This window comes from Streptomyces sp. DG2A-72, from assembly GCF_030499575.1.
In the GTDB taxonomy this organism is placed as follows: Bacteria; Actinomycetota; Actinomycetes; order Streptomycetales; family Streptomycetaceae; genus Streptomyces.
On record NZ_JASTLC010000001.1, the window covers coordinates 6,050,198 to 6,068,393 of the forward strand.

18 protein-coding genes are annotated in these 18,196 nt (G+C 68.7%); 14 read left to right on the top strand and 4 right to left on the bottom strand.

Translation table 11 applies throughout. From position 1 onward, the window contains the following. Positions 1–94 precede the first annotated feature (94 nt). Positions 95–790 (top strand): demethylmenaquinone methyltransferase, encoded by a 696-nt coding sequence (locus QQY66_RS28905; protein WP_301983193.1) that lies wholly within the window; start codon positions 95–97, stop codon positions 788–790. Between the two features lie 39 nt (positions 791–829). On the opposite strand, the gene QQY66_RS28910 is transcribed toward QQY66_RS28905, so the two are convergent. Together QQY66_RS28910 and QQY66_RS28915 are read right to left on the bottom strand one after the other, a co-directional pair. Continuing rightward, the gene (locus QQY66_RS28910) at positions 830–1,141 is read right to left on the bottom strand and encodes a PASTA domain-containing protein (protein WP_301983194.1); all 312 of its coding nucleotides are present in this window, start codon (positions 1,139–1,141) and stop codon (positions 830–832) included. A gap of 114 nt (positions 1,142–1,255) precedes the next feature. Then, positions 1,256–1,768, bottom strand: a complete 513-nt coding sequence (locus QQY66_RS28915) for a GNAT family N-acetyltransferase (RefSeq protein WP_301983195.1) — start codon at positions 1,766–1,768, stop codon at positions 1,256–1,258. Positions 1,769–1,865: 97 nt separating this feature from the next. On the opposite strand from QQY66_RS28915, the gene QQY66_RS28920 reads away from it, so the two are divergent. Beyond that, the gene (locus tag QQY66_RS28920) at positions 1,866–3,158 is read left to right on the top strand and encodes a geranylgeranyl reductase family protein (protein WP_301983196.1); all 1,293 of its coding nucleotides are present in this window, start codon (positions 1,866–1,868) and stop codon (positions 3,156–3,158) included. Here the strand turns inward: QQY66_RS28920 and def are convergent, their stop codons facing one another. Next, positions 3,159–3,806, bottom strand: coding sequence for a peptide deformylase (gene def, locus QQY66_RS28925; protein WP_301983197.1), 648 nt, complete (start codon positions 3,804–3,806; stop codon positions 3,159–3,161). It abuts the gene before it with no gap. Between the two features lie 99 nt (positions 3,807–3,905). Between def and QQY66_RS28930 the strand changes: the two genes are divergently transcribed. Continuing rightward, complete coding sequence (locus QQY66_RS28930; protein ID WP_301983198.1) at positions 3,906–5,717, top strand: FAD-dependent oxidoreductase; 1,812 nt, start codon at positions 3,906–3,908, stop codon at positions 5,715–5,717. Between the two features lie 81 nt (positions 5,718–5,798). On the opposite strand, the gene QQY66_RS28935 is transcribed toward QQY66_RS28930, so the two are convergent. Then, positions 5,799–6,635: a C40 family peptidase gene (locus QQY66_RS28935; protein ID WP_301983199.1), complete on the bottom strand. Its 837-nt coding sequence runs from the start codon at positions 6,633–6,635 to the stop codon at positions 5,799–5,801. Positions 6,636–7,348: 713 nt separating this feature from the next. Between QQY66_RS28935 and QQY66_RS28940 the strand changes: the two genes are divergently transcribed. Genes QQY66_RS28940 through nuoK form a run of 11 tightly spaced genes read left to right on the top strand, consistent with a single transcriptional unit; the run spans position 7,349 to position 18,184 of the window. Continuing rightward, on the top strand, positions 7,349–7,708 hold the full coding sequence (locus QQY66_RS28940) for an NADH-quinone oxidoreductase subunit A (protein ID WP_033319564.1): 360 nt from the start codon (positions 7,349–7,351) through the stop codon (positions 7,706–7,708). A gap of 13 nt (positions 7,709–7,721) precedes the next feature. Then, positions 7,722–8,276, top strand: a complete 555-nt coding sequence (locus QQY66_RS28945; RefSeq protein WP_301983200.1) for an NADH-quinone oxidoreductase subunit B family protein — start codon at positions 7,722–7,724, stop codon at positions 8,274–8,276. Further along, on the top strand, positions 8,273–9,028 hold the full coding sequence (locus QQY66_RS28950; RefSeq protein ID WP_301983201.1) for an NADH-quinone oxidoreductase subunit C: 756 nt from the start codon (positions 8,273–8,275) through the stop codon (positions 9,026–9,028). The genes QQY66_RS28945 and QQY66_RS28950 overlap by 4 nt, the downstream gene beginning before the upstream one ends. Continuing rightward, on the top strand, positions 9,025–10,347 hold the full coding sequence (locus tag QQY66_RS28955) for an NADH-quinone oxidoreductase subunit D (RefSeq protein ID WP_301983202.1): 1,323 nt from the start codon (positions 9,025–9,027) through the stop codon (positions 10,345–10,347). The genes QQY66_RS28950 and QQY66_RS28955 overlap by 4 nt, the downstream gene beginning before the upstream one ends. Beyond that, positions 10,344–11,216 (top strand): NADH-quinone oxidoreductase subunit NuoE, encoded by an 873-nt coding sequence (gene nuoE, locus QQY66_RS28960; RefSeq protein ID WP_301983203.1) that lies wholly within the window; start codon positions 10,344–10,346, stop codon positions 11,214–11,216. Before QQY66_RS28955 ends, nuoE begins: the two co-directional genes overlap by 4 nt. After that, positions 11,213–12,562 (top strand): NADH-quinone oxidoreductase subunit NuoF, encoded by a 1,350-nt coding sequence (gene nuoF / locus QQY66_RS28965; RefSeq protein WP_301983204.1) that lies wholly within the window; start codon positions 11,213–11,215, stop codon positions 12,560–12,562. Before nuoE ends, nuoF begins: the two co-directional genes overlap by 4 nt. Beyond that, positions 12,559–15,117, top strand: a complete 2,559-nt coding sequence (locus tag QQY66_RS28970) for an NADH-quinone oxidoreductase subunit G (RefSeq protein WP_301983205.1) — start codon at positions 12,559–12,561, stop codon at positions 15,115–15,117. Before nuoF ends, QQY66_RS28970 begins: the two co-directional genes overlap by 4 nt. Beyond that, positions 15,114–16,478 carry an NADH-quinone oxidoreductase subunit NuoH gene (gene nuoH, locus QQY66_RS28975; protein ID WP_301983206.1) on the top strand — a complete coding sequence of 455 codons (1,365 nt, stop codon included), beginning with the start codon at positions 15,114–15,116 and terminating at the stop codon, positions 16,476–16,478. The genes QQY66_RS28970 and nuoH overlap by 4 nt, the downstream gene beginning before the upstream one ends. After that, the gene (gene nuoI / locus QQY66_RS28980) at positions 16,471–17,073 is read left to right on the top strand and encodes an NADH-quinone oxidoreductase subunit NuoI (RefSeq protein WP_301983207.1); all 603 of its coding nucleotides are present in this window, start codon (positions 16,471–16,473) and stop codon (positions 17,071–17,073) included. Before nuoH ends, nuoI begins: the two co-directional genes overlap by 8 nt. Further along, a complete protein-coding gene (locus QQY66_RS28985) occupies positions 17,070–17,888 on the top strand; it encodes an NADH-quinone oxidoreductase subunit J (protein ID WP_301983208.1) in 819 nt (272 codons plus the stop codon). Before nuoI ends, QQY66_RS28985 begins: the two co-directional genes overlap by 4 nt. Beyond that, on the top strand, positions 17,885–18,184 hold the full coding sequence (gene nuoK / locus QQY66_RS28990) for an NADH-quinone oxidoreductase subunit NuoK (RefSeq protein ID WP_301983209.1): 300 nt from the start codon (positions 17,885–17,887) through the stop codon (positions 18,182–18,184). Before QQY66_RS28985 ends, nuoK begins: the two co-directional genes overlap by 4 nt. Positions 18,185–18,196 lie beyond the last annotated feature (12 nt).

Sequence of the window (18,196 nt, forward strand, 5' to 3'; positions counted from 1 at the left end):
CATCCCGCTCGCCCAGGCCTTCTGGTCGGCCGTAGAAGAAGCCGAGGCTCCTCCCCCGGGCGGGTGCTGGGAGTCGTACTGCAAGAATGGGCCCGTGACCCGCGCCTCCCTGAACAAGCAGCCGCACGAAGTCGCCTCGATGTTCGACGACGTCGCGGAACGGTACGACCTGACGAACGACGTGCTGTCGCTCGGCCAGGACCGGGTGTGGCGCAAGGAGGTCGCCAGGGCCGTCGACGCCCGCCCCGCCCAGAAGGTGCTGGACCTGGCGGCCGGTACGGCGACGTCCTCGCTGCCCTTCGCCCGCACCGGCGCGTATGTCGTCCCCTGCGACTTCTCCCTCGGCATGCTCCAGGTCGGCAAGCGGAACCACCCGTGGCTGCCGCTGACCGCGGGCGACGCGACGAAGCTGCCCTTCAGGGACGACGTGTTCGACGCCGTCACGATCTCCTTCGGGCTGCGCAACGTCCAGGACACGGATGGAGCGCTGCGCGAGATGTACCGGGTGACCAAGCCCGGCGGCCGGGTCGTGATCTGCGAGTTCTCGCACCCGACCTGGGCGCCCTTCCGCACGGTCTACACCGAGTACCTGATGCGCGCCCTGCCGCCGATCGCCCGCACGGTCTCCTCCAACCCGGACGCCTACGTCTACCTCGCCGAGTCCATCCGCGCCTGGCCCGACCAGCCCGCGCTGGCCGAGCGGCTGCGCAAGGCCGGCTGGTCGAGGGTGGCCTGGCGGAACCTGACCGGCGGGGTGGTCGCCCTGCACCGGGGCTTCAAGGAGAGCTGAGCTTCTTCATTTCCGGAGTGCCTCTCACCGGAGCATCTCTCACCGGATCACCTCGAAGGCGTCCCCCGGCGCGTCCAGTTCGCGTTGCATTCCGCCCGTCGGCGGATTCGGGATCCGCGGCTCACGCACGCCCGCGCCTCCGCCGCCTTCGCCCTCACCCAGGTCGAACCACACGGTGACCACGGACCCGCGCGGCACCTCGACGCCGGGCAGCGGGTATTGCCGTACGACATAGTCGACGACAGTGAGATGGAAGTCGGGCCGGTCGGGTGCGGTCAGCAGCACTCCGTGTGCCTCTGCCGCCTCGCGCGCGTCCATGGCCATCAGACCGACCAGCTTTGGTACGCGCACTTCGCGCGTCTTGGGTGTTATGCGCACAGATGTCACCCCCAGCGGTACAGGCAGGGTAACCGCCCGGGGGTGTCATCCGGAAGCATCAAGTGGCTTTCTGTAGCAGCCAGTTACTCAGAGTTGCAAGTCGAGTCGGTAGCGGTGTCCCCGCTGCTTCGACACCGGTGTCGTGTAGACCTCGGCGAGCTGCATGCCGAGCCGCTGCGTCACCGCGATCGACCGTGCGTTGTCGGCGTGCACCATCGCCACGACGCTCGGTACCCCGGCCGCCCGCACCCGCTCCAGCGTCATCTGCGCGGCGGCGGTGACGTAACCCCTGCCCCAGTACGCCCGCCCGAGCCGCCAGCCGATCTCGATCTCGCCCGTGGGGCCCCACTCCCGCTCCCACGGCTGGGCGCCGGTGAAGCCGATGACCTCGCCGGACTCGTCGACCATGGTCCACAGGCAGAAGCCGCGTTTGGCGTCGTGTCTGCGCTGGCGGGCGGTGAGTTCCTCGTACACCGACAGCTCGGCCGATCTGCCGCCGTGGAACTCCATGACGTCCGGGTCGTCGAAGATCCGGTGCCAGGCGAGGGCGTCCTCGTCGGTGGGGACACGGAGCCGTACCACGGGGAGTGCTCGGTTCACGGGGCAGCCCTTCAGCCGGGTGATCAGTAACGCTGAATAGACTGCCCATGTCCAGTGCCCGTCGGCACGCAGATTGCGAACTTGGGGAGATCCCGCCGTGACCGAGCCCCTCTCCGAAAACACCGCCGATGTGATCGTCGTCGGCGCGGGGCCATCCGGCTCCACGACCGCGTACTACCTGGCGAAGGCCGGACTCGACGTACTGCTGCTGGAGAAGACCAGCTTCCCCCGCGAAAAGGTGTGCGGTGACGGGCTGACCCCGCGCGCCACCAAGCAGCTCGTCTCGATGGGCATCGACATCTCGGAAGAGGCCGGCTGGCTCCGTAACAAGGGGCTCCGGATCATCGGCGGAGGTGTGCGACTGCAGCTGGACTGGCCGGATCTCGCCTCCTTCCCCGACTACGGCCTCGTCCGCAAGCGCGACGACTTCGACGAGCAGCTCGCCCGCCAGGCCCAGAAGGCGGGCGCCCGTCTGTACGAGCGCTGCAACGTCGGCGCCCCGATCATCGACGACCGCACGGGCCGGATCACGGGCGTGCACGCCAAGCTCGGCGACGCCGGGGAGAAGCGCGAGGTGACCTTCCACGCGCCGCTGGTGGTGGCCGCCGACGGCAACTCCACCCGCCTCTCCCTGGCGATGGGCCTGCACCGCCGCGAGGACCGTCCGATGGGCGTCGCGGTCCGCACGTATTTCGAGAGCCCACGCCACGACGACGACTACCTGGAGTCCTGGCTGGAGCTGTGGGACCGCCGGGGCCCGGGCGAGGACCGGCTGCTGCCGGGCTACGGCTGGATCTTCGGCATGGGCGACGGCACGTCCAACGTCGGGCTGGGCGTCCTCAACACCTCCGACTCCTTCAAGGAACTGGACTGGCGCGAGGTGCTGAAGGCATGGTGCGCGTCCATGCCGGAGGACTGGGGCTACACGCCGGAGAACATGACCGGACCCATTCGCGGAGCCGCGCTGCCCATGGCCTTCAACCGCCAGCCCCACTACACACGCGGGCTGCTCCTCGTCGGCGACGCCGGCGGTCTGGTGAACCCCTTCAACGGCGAGGGCATCGCCTACGCCATGGAGTCCGGCCAGATCGCCGCCGACGTCATCGTGCAGGCGCACGCGCGTGCCACCCCGGCCCAGCGCGAGATCGCCCTCCAGCGCTACCCGCGCGTCCTCAAGGACACCTACGGCGGCTACTACACGCTGGGCCGCGCCTTCGTGAAGCTCATCGGCAACCCGAAGGTCATGAAGATCGCGACCCAGCGCGGCCTGACCCACCCGCTCCTGATGAAGTTCACCCTGAAGATGCTGGCCAACCTCACCGACCCGACCGGCGGCGACGCGATGGACCGGATCATCAACGGGCTGAGCAAGGTGGCGCCCAAGGCGTGATCAGCGCGCCTCGGCGTCCGATCGGGCGCTGAGTGCCTGGATGTTGGCGGCCCGGCGGGCGAACACCTCGTCCCGCCGGTCCGCCACCTGCCGCAGCGCCTCCTTTCGGTCCCGCCGGGAGAGCCGGTCCAGATACACCTGCCCGCCCACGTGATCGGTCTCGTGCGCCAGGCACCGCGCGAAGTACCCCGTCCCCTCGATCACGAGCGGCTCGCCGTCCTTGTCGACCCCGCGCACGACGGCCCGGTCCGGACGCGGTACGTCCATGACCGCGCCCGGCACCGACAGGCACCCCTCGCCCGCGTCGACCAGCCGTCGGTCCCCGGCGTCGAGCGCCTCCAGCACCGGGTTGACGACATGCCCGACATGCCGGACTCCGTCGTCGTCCGGGCAGTCGTACACGAACAGGCGCAAACCGACCCCCACTTGATTCGCCGCCAGTCCCGCTCCGTCGGCGATGTACATCGTGAGGAACATGTCGTCGATGAGCGCGGCGAGATCGGGCCCGAACTCGGTCACGTCCCGGCACGGCTTGTGCAGCACCTCCTCGCCGACCTCGGTGATCCGCCGGACCGTGCCGCGCCGGGCCTCGGGCGCGAGCGGGGGGCAGGAGTCGACCGGCCTTCCCTGGAGGAAAACGCTCGGCATCGTGAACTCTCCTTCTGCTGCTGTCTGTTGTGAGGATGCTGTGGGTGGCCGGGATTCGGGGTTCCGGCCTCCGGCACCCCTCCCTACCCTCCCGTATTCATGACAACAGAACACACGCAGCAGCCCGGCCCCACCCGCAGACGCTTCCTCGCCGGCGCGAGCGCGGGCGTCGCCGGGGGAGTCGGTCTCTCCTTAGGAGCTGCCGGGGGCGCGTCCGCCGCCGCGCCCGGCAAGCGCGTCGCCGTCCTCGGTGGCGGGGTCTCCGGACTCAGCGCCGCCCACGAACTCGCCGAGCGCGGCTACGCGGTGACCGTCTACGAGTACTACGACGCCCTCGGCGGCAAGGCCCGCTCGATGCCGTTTCCCGGCACGGCGGCCGGAGGACGGCAGGACCTCCCCGCCGAACACGGCTTCCGCTTCTTCCCCGGCTTCTACCGCAACCTGCCGGACACGATGCGCCGCATCCCCTTCCCCGGCAACGCGAACGGCGTCCACGACAACCTCCGCAGCGGCACCGAGGCCCTCTTCGCCCGCGAGGCCGGCCGCCCCGACCTGCACTTCCCGCTGCGCCGCCTCACCACCCCGCCCGCCCTCGGCGACCTCACCCCGTCCTGGATCCGGGACCAGATCCTCTCCGTCCTCGACCTCGGCACCCGCCTGCCCGCCCATGAGGCCGCCTACTACGCCGACCGGCTCCTCGTCCACCTCACCAGCTGCGAGGCCCGCCGCCAGGACCAGTGGGAGAAGACCTCCTGGTGGGACTTCATCCGCGCGGAGGAGATGAGCGAGGAGTACCAGACCGTCCTCGGCGTCGGCCAGACCCGCAACCTGGTGGCCACGCGCGCGGAAGTCGCCTCCACCCGCACCGTCGGCCGCGTCATCATCGAGGCCCTGCTGCTGTGGGGCCTCCTCGGCCGCGGCATGGACGGCGACGCCGACATCGACCGCGTCCTCAACGCCCCCACCAGCGAGGCCTGGATCGACCCCTGGGAGACATATCTGCGCTCCCTCGGCGTCGAATTCGTGCTGGGGACACAGGTCGAGGAGATCGTGTACGAGGCCGGCCGGGTGACCGGCGTACGGGTCTCCGCGCGCGACGGCGGCCAGGACCGCACCGTCACCGCCGACCACTACATCTCCGCCCTGCCCGTCGAGCACGCCCGCCGCACCTGGGGTTCCGCCCTGCGCGCGGCCGACCCGCAGCTCGCGCGCTGCGATGCGCTGCAGACGGACTGGATGGTCGGCGTGATGTTCTATCTGCGCACCCCGACGCCCGTCGTCAACGGGCACATCAACTGCCTCGACTCACCCTGGTCGGTGACGGCCGTCGGCCAGGCCCAGTTCTGGGACGGACGGGACTTTTCGGCCGACTACGGAGACGGCTGCGCGCACGACTGCCTGTCGGCCATCATCTCCGAGTGGGACAAGCCGGGCATCCTGTACGGCAAGACGGCCCGCGAGTGCACGCGCGAGGAGGTCGTCGCCGAGCTCTGGGCCCAACTGAAGGACGGCCTGAACGACTCCGGCAAGACGACGCTCACCGACGAGGACCGCCTCGGCTGGTTCATGGACCCGGCGGTGACGGGCCTGGGCGGCGGGAACCCGCAGAACCGCGAGCAACTCCTCATCCACCCCACGGGCACCCTCTACAACCGCCCCACGGCCCGCACGAAGGTGCCCGGCTTCTATCTCGCCGGCGACTACGTCCGTACGGACGTGGACCTGGCGACCATGGAGGGCGCCAACGAATCCGCGCGGCTGGCCGTCAACGCACTTCTCGACGCGGACAATTCGGACGCCGATCGCTGTGAGATCCAGGAGCTGTTCCGCCCGCCGGAGATGGAACCGCTCAAACGCGTCGACGAGGTCCGCTACCGGCTGGGCCTGCCCAACACCTTCGACCTCGGCTGAACGGGCCGCAGAACACCACCAGGAGGGCCGCTGCCCCGAGCGGCTGCGGCCCTTCCGGTCGTACGTTTCCCTGTACGCGGCTCAGAGCACGCGCACCGCACCCGACGCCGGGTAGCCGGACAGGTCCTGGATCACCACGCCCTTGGAGGGGTTGGCCGCGTCCAGGTACTGGCCGTTTCCGATGTAGACGCCCACGTGGTACGCGGAGCCCTTGCCGCCCCAGTACAGGATGTCGCCCACCTGAAGGTTGGACAGGGAGACATCGGTGCCGGCCATCGACTGGTCCTGCGAAACCCGCGGAAGGTCCACGCCGACCTGCTTGAACGCGGCCTGCACCAGGCTGGAGCAGTCCCAGGCGTCGGGGCCGGAGGCCCCCATGACGTAGGCGTCGCCCACCTGTGCCTGGAGGAAGGAGATGACCGTCGCGACACTGCCGCTGGCCGGGGCGGACACCGAGGTGGAGGTGTCGGCCTCGGCGGAGAGCGTGGTCCGCTCGGCGGCGCGGGAGGCGGCGGCCTCGGCGGCAGCCCTGCGGGCCTCCTCCGCCTTCTGCTTGGCCTCGGCCTTCTTCTTCGCCTCGGCGAGGTCCTTCTTGGCCTCCTGGGCCGCCTCGGCGGCGGCCGCGTCACGCTCGGCCTGCAGCTCATAGGTGGCCGCGGCCAGCTGGGTGGCCTGTGCGGACTGCTCGACCTGAGCGGTCAGGTCGGCGGTGAGCGTGGGCAGTTCGAGCGTCTGTGTCACCGGCTCGGCCGCGTTCGCCGAAGCGGACGCGCCGGCCACTGCCACGGTGCTGAGGATGCCACCGGCAACTCCGGCTCGCATCGCGACTGTCGACGTCGCGGTGCGGCGGGGCTTCCGGTGGCTGCGTATGTGAGCGGTGTGGGACATGGGACTAACCGGTATCAGGGGCTCCTCCATACCTTCAAGAAACGTGTGGTGCGCCACAGTTGTTCAATCGGCGACTCGAATCCCGGGCGCGTCGCTCCTTATTGACGCCGTAACGGACATTGCGGACGGCCTCCATCCGGCCGGTGATCACGCCCTTTCTTCGTTACGTCCGAATTGCCCCCCACTTACCACTGGTTGGGACAGGTGGCCAACCCCGGTTCTCATCCGCCTCTCGTGGATGTGGCAGAGGTCACGCAACGGTTACGGAGTCGGGTGCGTCCTGCGCGCACACCTCCACCGAATCCGCTCGTGAATGCGCGCACGCATCCACACCTCGCACCACCCCTCCCTCTGATGTGTGAACGCGGCCCTCTACCAAGGCCTCGCGTCCAGCGCGAATTTGCATGCAAGGGAAGTCTCTTGATATGGAGACGCCACCTCTCAACTGCGTCGACGAGCGGAAATATCACCTCTGGTGATCACTCGGACGCTTCTCGTGTGAAGATCACCGCTCATCCGACTTCATGATCCTTCGTCAGGTGGTGGAGATCACAAAGCTTGTGCAATACCCCGTGTCGCAGATCACAGAGCCCCGGGCATAAGATGCGAGGCAGTTGGGCTTGTGACCTGCTTCACATGTTCTCGATCTTCGCCGGGACGAGCGGGGTTCGTGGGACAGGTGAGGCGGGTGTGAACCCGACCAACCGCCAGCAGTCAGTGCCGACTGAGAGGAGCGAGGAGCGGTGAACGCGTATGCGCCCATCCTCGTACTGGGAGCCCTCGGGGCAGGCTTTGCGATCTTCTCCGTGGTCATGGCCACGCTGATCGGTCCGAAGCGTTACAACCGGGCCAAGCTCGAGGCCTACGAGTGCGGTATCGAGCCGACCCCCACGCCGGCCGGCGGCGGGCGCTTCCCGATCAAGTACTACCTGACGGCGATGCTCTTCATCATCTTCGATATCGAGATCGTCTTCCTCTACCCCTGGGCCGTCACCTTCGACGCCCTGGGTGTTTTCGGGCTCGTGGAGATGCTGCTCTTCGTGCTCACCGTCTTCGTCGCCTACGCGTACGTATGGCGACGCGGCGGCCTGGAATGGGACTGAGGGGCCTTAACTCATGGGACTCGAAGAAAAGCTGCCGAGCGGCTTCCTGCTGACCACCGTCGAGCAGGCCGCGGGCTGGGTGCGCAAGTCGTCCGTCTTCCCCGCCACCTTCGGCCTTGCCTGCTGCGCCATCGAGATGATGACCACCGGCGCCGGCCGCTACGACCTGGCGCGCTTCGGCATGGAGGTCTTCCGCGGCTCACCGCGCCAGGCGGACCTGATGATCGTCGCGGGCAGGGTCAGCCAGAAGATGGCGCCGGTGCTCAGGCAGGTCTATGACCAGATGCCGAACCCCAAGTGGGTGATCTCGATGGGGGTGTGCGCCTCCTCCGGCGGCATGTTCAACAACTACGCCATCGTCCAGGGCGTCGACCACATCGTCCCGGTCGACATCTATCTGCCCGGCTGCCCGCCACGGCCGGAGATGCTGATCGACGCGATCCTCAAGCTCCACCAGAAGATCCAGACCTCCAAGCTCGGTGTGAACGCCGAGGAGGCGGCTCGTGAAGCGGAGGAAGCGGCGCTCAAGGCCCTGCCGACGATCGAGATGAAGGGGCTGCTGCGATGAGCGACGCCAACGGCACCCACGGGGCGTCGAACGGGGTGAACCCGGAGAAGGACCTCGGTGCGGACAACCTCCCCGGCCAGCGCGGCGAGGGCGGTGAGGAGATCCGCGTCCAGCGCGGCATGTTCGGCGCCAACAACGGCGGCGACACCTCCGGGTACGGCGGCCTGGTCCGCTCGGTCCGGCTCCCGGGACCGGCGAGCCGCCCCTACGGCGGCTGGTTCGACGAGGTCGCCGACGAACTCGAGGGCGCGCTGGAGGAACAGGGCCTCCTCCCCGAGAACGCGATCGAGAAGACGGTCGTCGACCGCGGCGAACTCACCTTCCACATCGAACGCGAGCACCTGCTCCGCGTCGCCCGCACCCTGCGCGACGACCCCGCCCTGCGCTTCGAGCTCTGCACCGGCGTGAGCGGTGTCCACTATCTCCACGACAAGGGCCGCGAGCTGCACGCCGTCTACCACCTGCGCTCGATCACCCGCAACCGGCTGATCCGCCTGGAAGTCAGCGCCCCGGACGCCGACCCGCACATCCCGTCCCTGGTCTCCGTCTATCCGACCAACGACTGGCACGAGCGCGAGACCTACGACTTCTACGGCATCGTCTTCGACGGTCACCCGGCCCTGACGCGGATCATGATGCCGGACGACTGGCAGGGCCACCCGCAGCGCAAGGACTACCCCCTCGGCGGCATCCCCGTCGAGTACAAGGGCGCCCAGATCCCGGCTCCGGACCAGCGGAGGTCGTACTCATGAGCACGCAGCACGCAACTCCGCGGGAGACCACCGAGGGCACCGTATATACGGTCACCGGTGGCGACTGGGACGAGGTCGTCCAGTCCGCGGCCCGCGCCGACGACGAACGCATCGTCGTCAACATGGGCCCCCAGCACCCCTCCACCCACGGAGTGCTCCGCCTGATCCTGGAGATCGACGGCGAAACGGTCACCGAGGCCCGCTGCGGCATCGGCTACCTCCACACCGGCATCGAGAAGAACCTCGAGTTCCGCACGTGGACGCAGGGCACCACCTTCGTCACGCGCATGGATTACCTGACGTCCTTCTTCAACGAGACCGCCTACTGTCTCGCCGTCGAGAAACTCCTCGGCATCGAGGACCAGATCCCCGACCGGGCCACGATCATCCGGGTGCTCCTGATGGAGCTGAACCGGCTCTCCTCGCACCTGGTGTGCATCGCCACCGGTGGCATGGAACTCGGCGCCACCACGATCATGATCTACGGATTCCGTGATCGTGAAATGATTCTCGACATCTACGAGCTCATCACGGGCCTGAGGATGAACCACGCGTACATCCGCCCCGGCGGACTCGCGCAGGACCTGCCGCCCGGCGCGGTGGACCACATCCGCGAGTTCGTGAAGAAGATGAAGAAGAACCTCCCCGAGTACGACAAGCTCGCCACCGGGAACCCCATCTTCAAGGCCCGTATGCAGGACGTCGGCTATCTCGACCTCTCCGGCTGTATGGCCCTCGGTGCCACCGGCCCGATCCTGCGCTCCACCGGCCTGCCGCACGACCTGCGCAAGACGCAGCCGTACTGCGACTACGACACCTACGACTTCGACGTCCCGACCACCGACACCTGCGACTCCTACGGCCGCTTCCTGATCCGCCTGGAAGAGATGCGCCAGTCGCTCCGGATCGTCGAGCAGTGCCTGGACCGGCTGCAGCCCGGACCGGTCATGGTCACCGACAAGAAGATCGCCTGGCCGGCCCAGCTCGCCCTGGGACCGGACGGGCTCGGCAACTCCCTCGACCACATCAAGAAGATCATGGGCACCTCCATGGAGGCCCTGATCCACCACTTCAAGCTGGTGACCGAGGGCTTCCGCGTCCCGCCGGGACAGACATACGCGGCAGTCGAGTCACCCAAGGGCGAACTCGGGGTGCACGCCGTCTCCGACGGAGGCACCCGCCCCTACCGGGTCCACTTCCGCGACCCGTCCTTCACCAACCTGCAGGCCATGGCGGCGATGTGCGAAGGCGGCCAGGTCGCCGACGTCATCGTCGCCGTCGCGTCCATCGACCCCGTGATGGGAGGCGTCGACCGGTGACCACCTCTTCTTCGGAGCGGGGCGTCAGCCTGGGCATGCCCGAACTGCCCGCGCCCGCCTACCCGGACGACGTTCGAGCCCGGCTGGAGACCGACGCGCGCGAGATCATCGCCCGCTACCCGGACTCCCGGTCCGCGCTGCTGCCGTTGCTGCACCTCGTCCAGTCGGAGGAGGGCCATGTCACGCGCACCGGGATGCAGTTCTGCGCGGACATGCTCGACCTGACCACGGCCGAGGTCACCGCGGTCGCCACCTTCTACACCATGTACCGGCGCAGGCCGAGCGGTGACTACCAGGTCGGCGTCTGCACCAACACGCTCTGCGCGGTGATGGGCGGGGACGCGATCTTCGAGGAGCTCCAGGAGCACCTCGGCGTCGGCAACGGCGAGACCACCGACGACGGCAAGGTCACCCTGGAGCACATCGAGTGCAACGCGGCCTGCGACTTCGCGCCGGTCGTGATGGTCAACTGGGAGTTCTTCGACAACCAGACCCCGGCCAGTGCCAGGCGTCTCGTCGACGACCTCCGCGCGGGACGCCCGGTCGAGCCCACGCGCGGGGCGCCGCTGTGCACCTTCAAGGAGACCGCCCGGATCCTCGCCGGCTTCCCCGACGAGCGGCCAGGAGCCGTCGAGGCAAGCGGGGGAGCGGGACCCGCTTCGCTGGTGGGCCTCCGCCTGGCCAGGGGAGAGACCGCACCCGCGCGCGTGGTCCATCCGCGGGAGGGCGGCCCGCACACCGAGCCGCAGGACGGTGCCGTACACGAGCCGTCACCCGCAGAACACCTGAGCTCGCACGACGCGCCGCAGGACACATCGGCATCCGACCCAGCCCACCCGGCCGGGCCTACCGCCGAGGAGGGGGAGTGATGACCTTGGCACCGGAGATCAAGGACACAAGTCCGGAGAAGCTGCTCGCACCCGTGCTGTCGGCCTTCTGGGACGAGGACAGGTCCTGGACGCTGGACGTCTACCGAAGGCACGAAGGATACGAGGGGCTGCGCAAGGCACTCGCCATGTCGCCGGACGACCTCATCGCGTATGTGAAGGAGTCCGGGCTGCGGGGCCGCGGCGGCGCGGGATTCCCGACGGGAATGAAATGGCAGTTCATTCCCCAGGGTGATGGAAAACCGCACTATCTAGTTGTCAACGCCGACGAGTCGGAGCCCGGAACCTGCAAGGACATCCCGCTCCTCTTCGCGAACCCGCATAGCCTCATCGAGGGCATTGTGATCGCGTGTTATGCCATCAGGTCGTCGCATGCCTTCATCTATCTGCGTGGTGAAGTCGTCCCTGTTCTGCGGCGGTTGCACGAGGCCGTGCGCGAGGCCTACGAGGCCGGCTACCTCGGCGAGAACATCCTGGGCAGTGGCCTCGATCTCCAACTCACCGTGCACGCGGGCGCGGGCGCGTACATCTGCGGTGAAGAGACCGCACTGCTCGACTCGCTCGAAGGCCGCCGGGGTCAACCGCGGCTCCGTCCCCCCTTCCCTGCCGTCGCGGGCCTCTATGCGTGCCCGACTGTGGTGAATAACGTCGAGTCGATCGCGTCGGTTCCCGCCATCCTGAAAAACGGCAAGGACTGGTTCAGGTCGATGGGCAGCGAGAAGTCCCCGGGCTTCACGCTCTACTCGCTCAGTGGCCATGTCGCCAATCCCGGCCAGTTCGAGGGGCCGCTCGGCATCACGCTCCGCCAGCTCCTCGAAATGAGCGGCGGCATGCGGCCCGGGCACCGCCTCAAGTTCTGGACGCCGGGCGGGTCCTCGACGCCGATGTTCACCGACGAGCACCTCGACGTCCCTCTCGACTACGAGGGAGTGGGCGCCGCCGGTTCCATGCTCGGCACCAAAGCCCTGCAGTGCTTCGACGAGACGACCTGCGTGGTGCGGGCCGTCACCCGCTGGACCGAGTTCTACGCCCACGAGTCCTGCGGCAAGTGCACGCCGTGCCGCGAAGGGACGTACTGGCTCGTGCAGTTGCTGCGCGACATCGAGGCCGGCAAGGGCGTGATGAGTGACCTCGACAAGCTGAACGACATCGCCGACAACATCAACGGCAAGTCCTTCTGCGCCCTCGGCGACGGTGCCGCCGCGCCGATCTTCTCCTCGCTGAAGTACTTCCGCGAGGAGTACGAGCAGCACATCACGGGCCGCGGCTGTCCCTTCGACCCGGCCAAGTCGACGGCCTGGGCCGACCGCACGGAGGTGAACGCATGACCGTGACCACCAACGCTCCCTCCGGAGGGGGAGAGGCGGCGGTCCCGCCGGAAGATCTCGTCTCGCTGACGATCGACGGCGTCGAGATCAGCGTGCCCAAGGGCACCCTGGTCATCCGGGCCGCCGAACAACTCGGCATCGAGATCCCCCGGTTCTGCGACCATCCCCTCCTCGACCCGGCCGGCGCCTGCCGCCAGTGCATCGTCGAGGTCGAGGGCCAGCGCAAGCCGATGGCGTCCTGCACGATCACCTGCACCGACGGGATGGTGGTCAAGACCCACCTCACCTCGCCGGTCGCCGAGAAGGCCCAGCACGGTGTGATGGAGCTGCTGCTCATCAACCATCCGCTGGACTGCCCGGTCTGCGACAAGGGCGGCGAGTGCCCGCTGCAGAACCAGGCGATGTCGCACGGCAACGCGGAGTCCCGCTTCGAAGGAAAGAAGCGGACCTTCGAGAAGCCCGTCCCGATCTCCACGCAGGTGCTGCTGGACCGGGAGCGGTGCGTGCTGTGCGCCCGCTGCACCCGGTTCTCCAACCAGATCGCGGGCGACCCGATGATCGAGCTGCTGGAGCGGGGCGCGCTGCAGCAGGTCGGTACCGGCGAGGGCGACCCCTTCGAGTCGTACTTCTCCGGCAACACCATCCAGATCTGCCCGGTCGGTGCGCTCACCTCAGCGGCGTACCGCTTCCGCTCCCGCCCGTTCGACCTCGTCTCCTCGCCGAGCGTGTGCGAGCACTGCTCCGGCGGCTGCGCGACCCGCACCGACCACCGGCGCGGCAAGGTCATGCGGCGCCTCGCCGCCAACGACCCCGAGGTCAACGAGGAGTGGATCTGCGACAAGGGGCGCTTCGCCTTCCGGTACGCGCAACAGCGGGACCGGATCGACACGCCGCTGGTGCGCAACGCCGAGGGGGACCTGGTCCCCGCGTCGTGGCCGGAGGCCCTGCAGATCGCGGCTCAGGGGCTGCTCGCATCGCGCGGGCGCACCGGAGTCCTGACCGGCGGTCGTCTCACCGTCGAGGACGCCTACGCCTACAGCAAGTTCGCGCGCGTGGCGCTCGACACGAACGACATCGACTTCCGCGCGCGTGTGCACAGCGGCGAGGAGGCCGACTTCCTGGCCGCCCGGGTCGCCGGGCGCGGACGGGATCTCGACGGTACGGGCGTCACGTACACCGCTCTGGAGAAGGCGCCCGCGGTCCTGCTGGTCGGGTTCGAGGCGGAGGAGGAGGCGCCCGGCGTCTTCCTGCGGCTGCGCAAGGCCTGGCGAGGACATGGCCAGAAGGTGTTCGCGCTGGCCACGCATGCCACGCGCGGCCTGGAGAAGGCGGGCGGCACGCTGCTGCCCGCCGCTCCCGGCACCGAGACCGAGTGGCTGGACGCGCTGGCGAGCGGGGTCGGCCTGGAGGACGACGGTGCCAAGGCCGCCGAGGCGCTGCGCACCGAGGGTGCGGTGATCGTCGTCGGCGAGCGGCTGGCCGCCGTGGCGGGTGGACTCACCGCCGCCGCACGGTTCGCCACCGCGACCGGCGCCCACCTTGTGTGGATTCCGCGCCGGGCCGGCGAGCGGGGCGCGATCGAGGCGGGCGCGCTGCCGTCGCTGCTGCCGGGCGGGCGTCCGGCCACCGACCCGCGCGCGCGTGAGGAGGTCGCCGCGGCCTGGGGCGTCGCCGAACTCCCGCTCCGCTACGGCCGGGACACCGGCCAGATCGTCGAGGCCGCCGCCGGAGGCGAACTGCAGGCGCTGCTCGTCGCCGGCGTCGAGATCGCCGACCTGCCCGACCCGGCACGCGCGCGTGAAGCACTTCACGAGGTGGGCTTCGTGGTGTCACTGGAGATTCGGCCCAGCGAGGTCACCGAGCTCGCCGACGTCGTGCTCCCCGTCGCCGCGGTGGCCGAGAAGGCGGGCACCTTCCTCAACTGGGAAGGCCGGGCTCGCCTGTTCGAGGCCGCGCTCAAGCCCGACCACATGACCCGCACCCTCGCGCCCGCCGACGCGCGTGCGCTGCAGATGCTGGCCGACGCCATGGACGTACACCTGGGGCTGCCGGATCTGCGCACCGCGCGCGCGGAGCTGGACCGGCTCGGCGCCTGGGAAGGGCCGCGGGCCACCGAATCGCTGGAGGCCCGCCCGTCGCCCGACCACCACCCCTCATCGACAGGCTCCGCCTGGCACCTATCGACTGGCGTGTTGCCACGGCCGGCCGCCGGGGAGGCCGTGCTCGCAGGGCACCGGCTGCTGCTCGACCAGGGCCGTCTGCAGGAGGGCGACGAAGCGCTCGCCGGGACCCGGCACGCCGCCCACGCGCGCGTGTCGGCCGCGACGGCTGCCGAAGCGGGCGTCAAGGAAGGCGACCTCCTCGCCGTGACCGGTACCGCGGGAACGGTCGAACTACCTCTCAGGGTCACCGAGATGCCCGACCGAGTGGTCTGGCTCCCGCTGAACTCCACCGGCGGGGGCGTCGCCTCCGACACCGGGGCGCTGCCCGGCTCCCTGGTCCGCATCGGCCCGGCGACGCAACCGACCGAGGCCCCCAAGGAGGTGGAGGCATGAGCCGGTACCTCGCCGCTGAAGACCTCTCGATGTTCGGCCTCGACCCCTGGTGGCTGGTCGGCATCAAGGCGGTGTTCTGCTTCGCCTTCCTGATGGTGACCGTGCTGTTCTCCATCGTCTGGGAGCGCAAGGTCGTCGCCTGGATGCAGCTGCGCATCGGCCCCAACCGGCACGGTCCCTGGGGCATGCTCCAGTCGCTCGCCGACGGCATCAAGCTGATGCTCAAGGAAGACCTCGTCGTCAAACGCGCGGACAAGGCGGTCTACGTCCTCGCGCCGATCGTCGCGGCCATCCCGGCCTTCATGGCGATCGCGGTGATCCCCTTCGGACCGGCCGGCAACGAGATCTCGATCTTCGGCCACCGCACCACGATGCAGCTCACCGACCTGCCCATCGCGATGCTCTACATCCTCGCGGTTGCCTCGGTCGGCATCTACGGCATCGTCCTTGCGGGCTGGAGTTCTGGATCCACCTATCCGCTGCTCGGCGGTCTGCGCGCCTGCGCGCAGATGATCTCGTACGAGATCGCCATGGGCGCCGCGTTCGCCTCGGTGTTCCTCTACTCCGGGTCGATGTCGACCTCGGCGATCGTCGAGGCGCAGCAGGACCGCTGGTACATCGTCCTGCTGCCGGTCTCCTTCGTGATCTACATCGTGACGATGGTCGGCGAGACCAACCGCGCCCCCCTCGACATGCCGGAGTCCGAGGGTGACCTGGTCGGCGGCTTCAACACCGAGTACTCGTCGATCAAGTTCGCGATGTTCATGCTCGCCGAGTACGTGAACATGGTGACGGTCTCCGCCGTGTCGGTGACGCTCTTCCTGGGCGGCTGGCGGGCTCCATGGCCGGTCTCCACCTTCTGGGAGGGTGCGAACCACGGCTGGTGGCCGATGCTCTGGTTCGTCGTCAAGGTCCAGTTGCTGTTGTTCTTCTTCATCTGGCTGCGCGGCACGCTTCCGCGGGTCCGCTACGACCAGCTGATGAAGCTCGGCTGGAAGGTCCTCATCCCGGTCTCCGTGGCCTGGCTGATGCTCGTCGCCACGGTGCGGACGCTGCGGAACGAGAACTACGACTTCGCCGACATCGCCCTGTACGTCGCCGGAGGCGTCCTAACGCTGCTGCTGCTTTCCTTCGTCGTCGACATGTTCCGCGAGAAGGCGAAGGCGGCCGAGCGGCCCACCGAAGAGCCCCCGGGCTTCGACCCGATGGCGGGCGGATTCCCCGTGCCGCCACTGCCGGGACAGGAGCTGCCGCCGGTGCCCCGGCGCCGTTCGCGCCGCGAGCGGGAGTTGATTGTCAGTGGTGGGTCGGATACTGCCAGTGACAGATCTCTGGATGGAAAGGAGGCGTCCGATGGCTGAGGAGCCCAAGGAGACCAAACCCGGTTTCCAGAACCCGGTGGCCGGCTTCGGCGTGACCTTCAAGGCCATGTTCAAGAAGCGGCTGACCGAGCAGTACCCGGAGCAGCAGAAGACCACCGCCCCCCGGTTCCACGGACGGCACCAGCTCAACCGCCATCCGGACGGCCTGGAGAAGTGCATCGGCTGCGAGCTGTGCGCCTGGGCCTGCCCCGCCGACGCGATCTACGTCGAGGGCGCGGACAACACGGACGAGGAGCGCTACTCGCCCGGCGAGCGGTACGGCCGCGTCTACCAGATCAACTACGCCCGCTGCATCCTGTGCGGCCTGTGCATCGAGGCGTGCCCCACACGCGCGCTCACGATGACGAACGAGTTCGAGCTCGCCGACTCCAGCCGCGCCAACCTGATCTACACCAAGGAACAGCTGCTGGCCGGCCTCGACGACTCCATGGTCGACACCCCGCACGCCATCTACCCGGGGACGGACGAGCAGGACTACTACCGGGGCCTGGTGACGGAGGCCGCGCCCGGCACGGAGCGCCAAGTCGCCGTCTCCAAGGGAGAGAAGCCCAAGGACGAGGGGGTGGACGCGTGAGCGCGCAGCTCGCCGCCTACTCCACCTCCACCGGAGAGGCCTTCCAGTTCTGGGTCCTCGGCACCGTCGCGGTGCTCGGCGCCCTGTGCACCGTCTTCATGAAGAAGGCCGTGCACAGTGCGCTCTGCCTCGCCGGGACCATGATCATTCTGGCGGTGTTCTACCTCGCCAACGGCGCCTACTTCCTGGGCGTCGTGCAGATCATCGTCTACACCGGCGCGATCATGATGCTGTTCCTGTTCGTGGTGATGCTCGTCGGCGTGACGGCGGCGGACTCCCTGAAGGAGACCATCAAGGGCCAGCGCTGGCTGGCCCTTCTCTGCGGCCTCGGCTTCGGCATCCTGCTGGTCGCGGGCATCGGGAACGCCTCCCTGACGGAGTTCAACGGCCTGGCCCAGGCCAACGCGAACGGCAATGTGGAGGGCCTGGCAGCCCTCCTTTTCACCAAGTACGTCTTCGCCTTCGAAATCACCGGCGCCCTGCTGATCACGGCCGCCGTCGGCGCCATGGTGCTCACCCACCGCGAGCGCACCGAACGGGCCAAGACCCAGCGCGAGATGTCCGAGCAGCGCGTGCGCGAGGGCAAGCACCTGCCGCCGCTGCCCGCGCCCGGCGTCTACGCCCGGCACAACGCGGTGGACATCGCGGGCCTGCTGCCCGATGGCACGCCGTCCGAGCTCACCGTCAGCAAGACGCTGCGCGAACGCGGCCAGATCCGTGACGTGTCCACCGAGGCGATCAACGACCTCAAGGCCCTGGAACAGCGCGCCGAGGACCGTCTGGAGCGCACGAACAGCGGGGAGGCGTCGAAGTGAACCCGGTCAACTACATCTACCTCGCTGCCCTGTTGTTCACGATCGGCGCCACCGGAGTGCTGATCCGGCGGAACGCGATCGTGGTCTTCATGTGCGTCGAGCTGATGCTCAACGCCTGCAACCTCGCGCTCGTCGCCTTCTCCCGGATGCACGGCAATCTCGACGGCCAGATCATCGCGTTCTTCACGATGGTCGTCGCCGCCGCGGAGGTCGTGGTCGGGCTCGCGATCATCGTGTCGCTGTTCCGTTCCCGCCACTCGGCCTCGGTCGACGACGCCAGCCTGATGAAGCTCTAAGGGGTCGCTGAA

What these genes read in the sequence shown, in the direction of transcription:
- def (WP_301983197.1), bottom strand. Translation starts at nt 3,806, where the DNA reads ATGCCGAGCGTTTTCCTCCAGGGAAGGCCGGTCGACTCCTGCCCCCCG.
- QQY66_RS28930 (WP_301983198.1), top strand. Translation starts at nt 3,906, where the DNA reads ATGACAACAGAACACACGCAGCAGCCCGGCCCCACCCGCAGACGCTTC.
- QQY66_RS28935 (WP_301983199.1), bottom strand. Translation starts at nt 6,635, where the DNA reads ATGGAGGAGCCCCTGATACCGGTTAGTCCCATGTCCCACACCGCTCAC.
- QQY66_RS28945 (WP_301983200.1), top strand. Translation starts at nt 7,722, where the DNA reads ATGGGACTCGAAGAAAAGCTGCCGAGCGGCTTCCTGCTGACCACCGTC.
- QQY66_RS28950 (WP_301983201.1), top strand. Translation starts at nt 8,273, where the DNA reads ATGAGCGACGCCAACGGCACCCACGGGGCGTCGAACGGGGTGAACCCG.
- QQY66_RS28955 (WP_301983202.1), top strand. Translation starts at nt 9,025, where the DNA reads ATGAGCACGCAGCACGCAACTCCGCGGGAGACCACCGAGGGCACCGTA.
- QQY66_RS28970 (WP_301983205.1), top strand. Translation starts at nt 12,559, where the DNA reads ATGACCGTGACCACCAACGCTCCCTCCGGAGGGGGAGAGGCGGCGGTC.
- nuoH (WP_301983206.1), top strand. Translation starts at nt 15,114, where the DNA reads ATGAGCCGGTACCTCGCCGCTGAAGACCTCTCGATGTTCGGCCTCGAC.
- nuoI (WP_301983207.1), top strand. Translation starts at nt 16,471, where the DNA reads ATGGCTGAGGAGCCCAAGGAGACCAAACCCGGTTTCCAGAACCCGGTG.